This window comes from Arthrobacter sp. E3 (assembly GCF_017353415.1).
Lineage (GTDB): Bacteria > Actinomycetota > Actinomycetes > Actinomycetales > Micrococcaceae > Specibacter.
Window position 1 is genome coordinate 20,375 of the sequence record NZ_JAFMPX010000041.1, and the last position, 8,824, is coordinate 29,198.

An 8,824-nucleotide genomic window follows, 5' to 3' on the forward strand; every position below is an offset into this window, starting at 1 on the left:
GCACGCCCCGTCCCAATACTTGGACTACTGCCCGGTATATGCCCCGCAGGCTAAGCTGGCACAAACTGGAGAACGAGCTATGGGAGTTCCACGTGCCTGAAGAAGAGAACAGTAAAGCGGCCCGCCACCACGGCCATTCGGATTTCGTGGTGGTGTCAAACAGGTTGCCGGTGGACCGGGATTCTACAGATAATTCCGACGGCGGATGGCGGCGTTCCCCCGGCGGCCTCGTCACCGCGCTGGCTCCCGTCATGGCAGCGCATGAAGGTGCCTGGGTGGGTTGGCACGGAGCGCCGGACGAGGTTCTGGAACCGTTTCACCACGACAACATGGACCTCATTCCTGTGCCGCTGTCAGCGGAAGAAGTTGAGCTGTATTACGAGGGTTTCTCCAACTCCACCCTGTGGCCGCTCTACCACGACGTCATTGCCCCGCCCGAGTTTCACCGGACGTGGTGGGACGCCTACCGCACAGTCAACAAGCGTTTCGCCCAAGCCGCCGCCGGCGCCGCCGCACTGAACGCCACGGTGTGGGTGCAGGACTACCAGCTGCAGTTGGTGCCCCGCTACCTTCGCCAGCTGCGCCCTGACCTGCGCATCGGCTTCTTCAACCACATCCCGTTTCCGCCGCAGGAAATCTTTGCCCAGCTGCCGTGGCGCCAGAACATCATCGAAGGCCTGCTCGACGCTGACTTGATCGGTTTCCAACGTGCCAGTGACGCGGCCAACTTCCTGCGCTCGGCCCGCCGCTTTGTCGGGGCCGGTGTGAAGTCCGCCCAAATTCAGGTGAAGGACGGCGACGGGAAAGTGGTCCATATTGCCCGCGCCGCCGCTTTCCCCATCTCCATCGACGTGGCGCAGATCCAGGAGTTGGCGGCCAGCAAGGACGTCATTGCCCGTTCACGGCAAATCCGCCAGGAACTCGGCAACCCCAAAACCATCCTCCTGGGCGTGGACCGGCTCGACTACACCAAGGGCATCACCCACCGACTGAAGGCGTACGGCGAATTGCTCAACGACGGCGTGCTGACCGTGGCGGATGCGTCCATGATCCAGGTCGCCAGCCCCAGCCGCGAAAACGTGGAAACCTACAAACAGCTGCGCGACGAAGTCGAAGGCATGGTGGGCCGGATCAACGGCCAGTACGACACCATCCAAAACACGGCCGTGCGCTATCTTCACCACAGCTACCCTGTGGAGGAAATGGTGGCGCTGTACCTGGCCGCCGACGTCATGCTTGTCACGGCCCTGCGCGACGGCATGAACCTCGTCGCCAAGGAGTATGTGGCAGCCCGCGGAGACAACACCGGCGCCTTGGTCCTGAGCGAATTCACCGGCGCCGCCGACCAGCTCAAGTCCGCCATCCTCGTCAACCCGCACGACATCGACGGGCTCAAATCTGCCATCCTGCGCGCCGTGAACCTCTCCCCCGTTGAGGCCGCACGCCGCATGCGCACCATGCGCCGGCAGATCCTCAGCCACGACGTCCAGCGCTGGAGCCGGGAATTCCTCTCCACCCTCGAGACGGAGGCCGTGCCGGTATGACCCAGACTGTGGAAATGTCCGCCGAACTGCGCGCCGCCGTGATCCAGCTGGCCCGGACGCCTCACCTTTTGGTGGCTCTGGACTTCGACGGCACCATGGCCCCGATCGTCAGCCGCGCCGAGGACGCCCGCCCCCTCCCTCGCTCAGCAGCGGCCCTTGCCGCCCTGGCTAACTTGCAAAGTACGACGACGGCCCTCGTCTCCGGGCGCGCATTGGACAGTCTGCGGGCGGTCGCCACTCCCCCGACACCGACGCTGTTGGTCGGCAGCCACGGAGCGGAAACGTATTGGGGCCCCGATTCCCCCGTGCTGGAGCTCACTGCCGAACAGCGGTCTGCACTGGAACACGCCAGGGACTGCGTAGCCCAAGCGATCAACCAATTCCCAGGGACGGTCGCCGAGCAAAAACCGGCGGGAGTGGTCCTCCACTACAGGCTTGCCAGCGACGCGGACGGGAGCGCCGCCGTCGAGCATGTCAACAAGGCCCTTGCCGGCAAACCCGAGTTCCACATCAGCACGGGCAAAAGAGTGCTGGAGATTTCAATGCTCAAGGCCGACAAAGGCCAAAGCCTGACCGCCCTGCGGGAATTCAGTGGCGCCACGGCCACGTTCTTCGCCGGCGATGACGTCACGGACGAGCACGCATTTTCCGCTCTTCTACCCGGGGATCTCGGCATCAAGGTAGGGCCCGGAAGCACTACTGCCCAGTACCGCATCCAGCACGAAACCGAGCTCCCGGGGATTCTGGAACTGCTCGTGGAAGCCCGCACCGAACTGAATTTGCAATGAACTCCATAATGTCTGTGCGGAAGATCACAAGGTGACCCCAATCATGGACAAAATGTGTCATACTTCATAAATCAGACCGCCTGCTGTTTAAGATGTGTGCGGCCTGGTGCGAATTAACAAACCATTCACTTGAGGATCGTTCGGCACGTACCTGCCGATGAAGGGATATATCACTGTGGCTACAGTAACTTTTGACAATGCAACGAGGATCTACCCGGGCACCACGAAGCCCGCCGTTGACAAGCTCAGCATCGAAATCGCCGATGGCGAATTCCTCGTATTCGTCGGCCCGTCCGGTTGCGGAAAGTCCACGTCGCTGCGCATGCTCGCCGGTCTGGAAGACGTCAACGCCGGACGCATCCTCATTGGTGACCGAGACGTCACCGATGTTCCGCCGAAGGACCGCGACATCGCCATGGTCTTCCAGAACTACGCGCTATACCCGCACATGTCCGTTGCGGACAACATGGGCTTCGCCCTGAAGATCGCCGGTGTTTCCAAGGAAGAGCGCGCCACGCGCGTCAAGGAAGCCGCCAAGCTGCTTGACCTCGAGGCGTACCTGGACCGCAAGCCGAAGGCACTCTCCGGCGGTCAGCGTCAGCGTGTTGCCATGGGTCGCGCCATTGTGCGTAACCCGCAGGTGTTCCTCATGGATGAGCCGCTTTCCAACTTGGACGCCAAGCTGCGTGTCCAGACCCGTACACAGATCGCTTCCCTGACCCGCCGCCTGGGCGTCACCACCGTTTACGTGACGCACGACCAGGTTGAGGCCATGACCATGGGTGACCGCGTCGCCGTGCTCAAGGACGGCCTGCTCATGCAGTGCGACACCCCGCGCAACCTTTACGATGCCCCGCAGAACGTGTTCGTTGCCGGCTTCATCGGCTCACCGGCCATGAATCTGCTGGAACTGCCCGTTGTCGACGGCGGCGTGAAGTTCGGTGGCTCCATCTACCCGGTGCCCAGCGCCGTGTTGGGTGAAGCCGCAGGCAAGACCGTCACCGTTGGTGTCCGTCCCGAAGACCTCGAGATCGTCGGCGCCGGCGAAGGCCTTGCAGTCGAGGCCGACGTCGTCGAAGAACTCGGTGCCGATGCCTACGTCTACGGCCACGCCATCATCGACGGCAACGAGCGCGACATGGTTGTCCGTGTCGACGGCCGCCGCCCACCGATGAAGGGCGACACCATCCACGTCCGCCCGTCCACCAACCACGTGCACCTCTTCGATGCCACTTCAGGCCTGCGCCTGGGCGACAAGAGCGTCACGGTCTAGTCCCCACTTGCCCGACGGAGAAAATCGCCAAGGCGATTTTCTCCGTAACGTGGCAAGCGTGGGCCCACCGAGTGGACCGCTGGCGCGTTTTCACCTTGGGTCCCCCGGGCGCGTGGGCCCAACAATCGGGCCCACATTGCACTTTGAGGCGCGGTTGCCTGTTGGAGAACTTTCCAGCCGGCAGCCGCGTCTCGGCGTTTAAGCCACCAACCCCTTTTGAGAGAGAATTGGTCCATGACTGAGCAACCAGGCGCAAAGTGGAACCATGAGCCCACCGACTTCGAGCAGATCGGCAAGCTGCCGCGGCAAAGCGCCCCTCCGGCCCAGGTCATGGGCTCACTGAACATCACGGCGGCCAGCGCCGACCCCGGCCTGCTGGACCTCCCCTGGCACATCACGCTGGAGGAATGGCCGGCCGCAAACTTGGCTGCATTGCCCCGCGGCATCTCCCGCCACGTGGTCCGCTTCGCCCACCTCGACGGCTCCGTCATTGCCATCAAGGAGACCTCCGAGCACGTGGCGCGGCACGAATATCACATGCTGCGCAAGCTGGCCCGCCTCGATGTGCCGTGTGTGGAGCCGGTCGCGGTCATCACGGGCCGCACCACCCCCACTGGTGCGCCACTCAACCCTGTGCTGGTCACCCGGCACCTGAAGTTTTCGCTGCCGTACCGCGCCCTGTTTTCGCAGAAGCTGCGCCGTGAGACCCTGACCCGGCTCATCGACGCCCAGGCCCTGCTGCTGGTCCGCTTGCACCTGGTGGGCTTCTATTGGGGCGATGTCTCCTTGTCCAACACCCTCTTCCGTCGCGACGCAGGCTCCTTTGCCGCTTACCTGGTGGACGCGGAGACCGGAGAACTGTACCCGGACTTGTCCACCGGCCAGCGTGAGTACGACCTCGAGATTGCCCGCGTCAACATCGCCGGGGAACTCATGGACCTTCTTGAAGGTGGACTCATTGAAGAAAAGGTGGACCCGGTCGCCACGAGCGAGCTCATCATGGAAAGCTACCGCCGACTATGGGCAGAGCTGACCGAAAAGGAATCGTTCGAGCTGGAGGACCGCTGGCGCGTCGGCGCCCGCATCCGCCGCCTGAACGACCTGGGGTTCGACGTGGAGGAATACGCCATCAAGACCACCCCCGATGGCTCCACCATCCAGCTCCAGCCCAAAGTGGTCGACGCCGGTCATCACCAGCGCCGCCTGTTACGCCTCACTGGCTTGGACGCCCAGGAGAACCAGGCCCGCCGGCTGCTCAACGACATGGATTCATTCCGCGTCGACTCCGGCACGGACATGGATGAGGAAATCAGCGCCCACAACTGGGTCAGCACCATCTTCGAGCCCATTGTGCGGGCCATCCCGCGTGAGCTCGGCGGAAAGCTGGAACCGGCGGAGGTGGTCCACGAGGTTCTGGAGCACCGCTGGTTTATTTCAGAAGAACAGGAGCGCAACGTCCCCTTGGCTGAAGCGGTGCAGTCCTACGTGGACAACATCCTGCGCTTCCGCCGCGACGAGGACGCCATTATGCTCAGCACCGACACCGAAACCATGAAGATGCTCGACGCAGGAGTCCTCCCAGACGCCGACACGTACGAAGACTAACCCCACCACCGACGCTCCTGCACGTTCCGGGGTCTTCCTACCGACGCTCCAGCACGTTCCGGGGTCTTCCTACCGACCCTCCTGCAGCATCAACCCGGCCGCCAGTCAGCTTCAGGCGTCAGGGATGGCCTTGCCGGGGTTCAGGATGCCTTGCGGGTCCAGGAGTGTCTTGATGCTGCGCTGGATCCCGAGCACGTGCTCGCTTTGTTCAAGCGGCAGCCACCGAAGCTTGTACTGGCCAATGCCGTGTTCACCAGTGATGGTGCCACCGAGCTCCAGTGCCTTGTCAATGGATTCATCAAGGGCGGCGTTCAGCGCTGCGATGCTCAGTGCGTCCAAGTCCGGCACCGAGAAGGTCGGGTGGAGGTTGCCGTCTCCGGCGTGGGCGATCACCTGCAAATCCACGCCATGGCGCCGGGCCATTTCTTCCAATGCCGTGATGTAGTGGACCAACTGGGAACGCGGCACGGCCACGTCTTCCCCTACTCTGTTCACCGCGTCGACGTCCAAACCGCGGTTGTTGCGCCGCAGGTCAACCAGCCGTTGCGCCTCTGCCGGATCCTCCCGACTGGCCCTGCCACCGAGTTCCTCCAGCGCTGCGACCGCCAAGTCCTCTTCCTGCAACGCGGCCAGCCCGTCGAACTGGATCAAAAGCAGTGCGGTGCCCCTGCTGGCGAGGTTGCTGCCATTACGGAAGTCCAGCTCCTTCAGGGACTGCCCATCCAGCAGCTCCAGGATGCAGGGTTGCACACGAGCCGTGCCGAGCGCCAAGACGCCGGCAGCAGCGGACTGGACATCGGGGAAGAATACGGCCAGTGTGCGCACAATGGTGGGAAGGTATTTCAAGCGCACCGTCGCACCCACCACGATGCCCAGAGTCCCCTCGGAGCCGACAAGCAAACTTGTCAGGTCATAACCGGCCACACCTTTGAACGTCCTGTGTCCGGTATGGATCAGCGATCCGTCGGCCAGAACCACGTCGAGGGCAAGGACTGCGTCGCGGGTGACCCCGTACTTGGCACATCGTAGTCCGCCTGCGTTGGTGGCAATGTTCCCGCCAATGGTGGAGATCTTGTAGCTGGCAGGGTCCGGCGCGAACATCAGCCCCAACTCGGACACCGCCTGATTGAGATCGCCGTTGATGACACCCGCTTCAACCCTGGCGATCTCATCCTCCGCGTTGATTTCCAGAATCTTGTTCATCCGTGTCAGATTCAACACCACCGAACCGGCCGTGGCGTGGGCGCCACCGGAGACCCCGGTTCCCGCCCCTCGGGTCACCAACGGCACGTTGTACTCAGCGGCAGCCCTAACCACCGCCTGCACGTCGGCAACGCTCGCAGCCCACACAACAGCCACGGGTTGCTGATAATCCGTCACGGGACCTTGATCGATGGCAAAAGTCTGCAAATCGGCGGCCGCCACACTGAGCTGGTCCCCCCGCAGAGACTGGAGCACCGCGGCAGCGAACCCCTCGTGAAGATGAATCCCATGTTGTGCCATAATCGTGCGGCGCCTCCCCGTCAGTTCCGGTATGTTCGCCTTCAGTCTAGGACGAGAACACGTTCCATCGATGGTGCTAAACCGCCCGGCACGCTCAACCCAGGCAGACGCCACACATAGGCGCCGGGCCCGGACAAGCTCACGCCTTCTCCCACGCTGACATCGCCCGTGGCAAAGACCTGATCATCGAGCAGCCCGGACGTATCCCCCAAGCCCCATGAGCCAAGATCAAGCCCGTCGACGGAGGCCCGCACTGCGATAACGAGCAGCGACTCCTGCGGCGACTCGCGCACAAAAGCCAGCACATCGCCGTCGGCCATCAACCAGCGCATGCCACCATGAGACACGGCCGGGCTCCCATGGCGCAACCTCGTCAGGGCCGCATAGGCGGGGCGCAGATCCGTGACGATGCGTTCGGGGTCGCCCCAGGGCATGGGCGTGCGCGACGACTCTCCCCTGTCGCCCAGCAATCCGAACTCGTCGCCGGCGAAGATCACGGGAATCCCCGGCAGCAGCATGGACATCGCCGCCGCCACAATCGGCCCGCCGGGAATCATGAGGCTTCCCACCCGCGCCGTGTCATGGGTGTTCAGCGCGTTCATCGTGGCGTTGCGCACGGGCCAGCTGAAAGCGCTCGAGAGGTCCCTATGGGTGGCAAGCACGACGTCGGCACTCACCTTGTTGGGGCCCGGCAGCGGGGTGCCAAAAAAGTCCACGCGCGCTGCAGGGTCAGCCAGCCACTGCCACATGGGGCGGGTGAAGTTGGAATACGTCATGGCACCCTGCCAGCCGAAACCGTCCACGTCGGCACCGGCGTCGGAGGTTTCCTCACCCAGCAGCAGTGCCTCGGGGTTGATTTCCAGAATCCGTGCCTGGATGAGAGCGGCAACTTCGTGGTTGAGTTCCACTGCGCCGAGGCGGCCCGTCATATTGCCGACGTCGATCCGCCAACCGTCCAAGTTGAAGGGTGGCTTAAGCCAATGCGCTACGACGGAGTCCTCGCCCGTGACGAAGGCTTCACGAAGCGCCGCAGAAGCCCAGTTGAGCTTGGGGAGCGACTTCACGCCCCACCAGCTCTCATACTCGCTGTGGTCCTCGTTGAAGTAGAAGAAGCCGGCCTCCACCGAATCCGGGTCAGCCTGGCCTCGGATGAACCACTCGTGGGCATCACCCGTGTGATTGGAGGTGAGGTCACCCATCACCTTCATGCCGCGGGCGTGCGCTGCCTGGACCAGGTCGATCAGGGCCTGATCCCCGCCGAGCAGCGGATCCACCGCATGGAAGGTTGAGGCGTCGTAGCGGTGATTGGAACGGCCCGGGAAGAAAGGCGTCAGGTACACGATGTCCACGCCGAGCACTGCCAGCTCATCCAGTTTTTCGGTGACCCCGTCCAAGTCTCCACCATAGAATTGCCGGGCAGCATCCGGCCAGACACCGTCAACTGGAGTCTCCCAAGTGCAGGCGACAGCCCACCCTGGAACCGGACGGCTCGCAGCCTTGGCCGACTTCGCAAACCTGTCTGGGAACACTTGATACATGACGGCGTCGCGGGTCCACGCTGGGGCATCGTTCGCCGTGGTGACCCTGAAGTCGTTGTAGTCGGAGGTGTCCCTGTCGAAGAGGCCCTCGTTGTTCAAGTGCCAATAGCTGGCACCTTCATCACCAACGCCTGCCACCTCAATAACGAACCTGTAGCGTGCCACAGGATTCATGGCGAGCATGCTGGCTTCCCACCACACCCAGCCGTCAACGCTATCGATGTGTCGCGCCGCGTCATACCTGGGCTCGCCGTCCTGGACGCTGCGCACCCAAATCCGCGCCGCGCTCCCCCACTGTTGCGGCACACGTATCCGCAACGTGCAGCGTTCCCCTAAGGTGCCACTTCCCTGCACATAGAGTGCGGAACCGTCGTGGTGCGGTGTCAATAAGTTCACTGGTTACTCTTCCCAATAGCCGGTACAGCGCCCACCCTATATCGACAACTCCTAGTAGTACTTTGTTAGGTTGGGGGTGGCCGTTGGCAGGCGGGACAGCGGTCGAGCATGCCGATGATGATTTCCTGGAGGGCTTTTAGGACGCCGTAAAGACTGTGTCCACCGCTTGAACTTTTG

At 62.9% G+C, this 8,824-nt stretch carries 6 protein-coding genes; 4 read left to right on the top strand and 2 right to left on the bottom strand.

The genetic code is table 11. The annotated features are described in order from the left end of the window. Window positions 1-92 precede the first annotated feature (92 nt). The 4 genes from JMA46_RS14485 (at window position 93) to JMA46_RS14500 (ending at window position 5,210) form a co-directional block, all read left to right on the top strand. Window positions 93-1,544: a trehalose-6-phosphate synthase gene (locus tag JMA46_RS14485; RefSeq protein WP_348770181.1), complete on the top strand. Its 1,452-nt coding sequence runs from the start codon at window positions 93-95 to the stop codon at window positions 1,542-1,544. After that, window positions 1,541-2,332, top strand: a complete 792-nt coding sequence (otsB, locus tag JMA46_RS14490; RefSeq protein ID WP_207346054.1) for a trehalose-phosphatase — start codon at window positions 1,541-1,543, stop codon at window positions 2,330-2,332. The genes JMA46_RS14485 and otsB overlap by 4 nt, the downstream gene beginning before the upstream one ends. A 175-nt stretch (window positions 2,333-2,507) precedes the next feature. Further along, window positions 2,508-3,605, top strand: coding sequence for a sn-glycerol-3-phosphate ABC transporter ATP-binding protein UgpC (ugpC, locus tag JMA46_RS14495; protein ID WP_207346055.1), 1,098 nt, complete (start codon window positions 2,508-2,510; stop codon window positions 3,603-3,605). A 234-nt stretch (window positions 3,606-3,839) separates the two neighbouring features. Beyond that, complete coding sequence (locus JMA46_RS14500) at window positions 3,840-5,210, top strand: DUF4032 domain-containing protein (protein ID WP_207346056.1); 1,371 nt, start codon at window positions 3,840-3,842, stop codon at window positions 5,208-5,210. Window positions 5,211-5,321: 111 nt separating this feature from the next. Here JMA46_RS14500 and JMA46_RS14505 read toward each other — a convergent pair whose 3' ends face one another. Both JMA46_RS14505 and JMA46_RS14510 read right to left on the bottom strand, forming a co-directional pair. Beyond that, window positions 5,322-6,713 carry an FAD-linked oxidase C-terminal domain-containing protein gene (locus JMA46_RS14505; protein ID WP_207346057.1) on the bottom strand — a complete coding sequence of 464 codons (1,392 nt, stop codon included), beginning with the start codon at window positions 6,711-6,713 and terminating at the stop codon, window positions 5,322-5,324. A 41-nt stretch (window positions 6,714-6,754) separates the two neighbouring features. Beyond that, window positions 6,755-8,647 (bottom strand): alpha-amylase family glycosyl hydrolase, encoded by a 1,893-nt coding sequence (locus JMA46_RS14510; protein WP_207346058.1) that lies wholly within the window; start codon window positions 8,645-8,647, stop codon window positions 6,755-6,757. Window positions 8,648-8,824 lie beyond the last annotated feature (177 nt).

What these genes read in the sequence shown, in the direction of transcription:
- otsB (WP_207346054.1), top strand. Translation starts at nt 1,541, where the DNA reads ATGACCCAGACTGTGGAAATGTCCGCCGAACTGCGCGCCGCCGTGATC.
- JMA46_RS14500 (WP_207346056.1), top strand. Translation starts at nt 3,840, where the DNA reads ATGACTGAGCAACCAGGCGCAAAGTGGAACCATGAGCCCACCGACTTC.
- JMA46_RS14505 (WP_207346057.1), bottom strand. Translation starts at nt 6,713, where the DNA reads ATGGCACAACATGGGATTCATCTTCACGAGGGGTTCGCTGCCGCGGTG.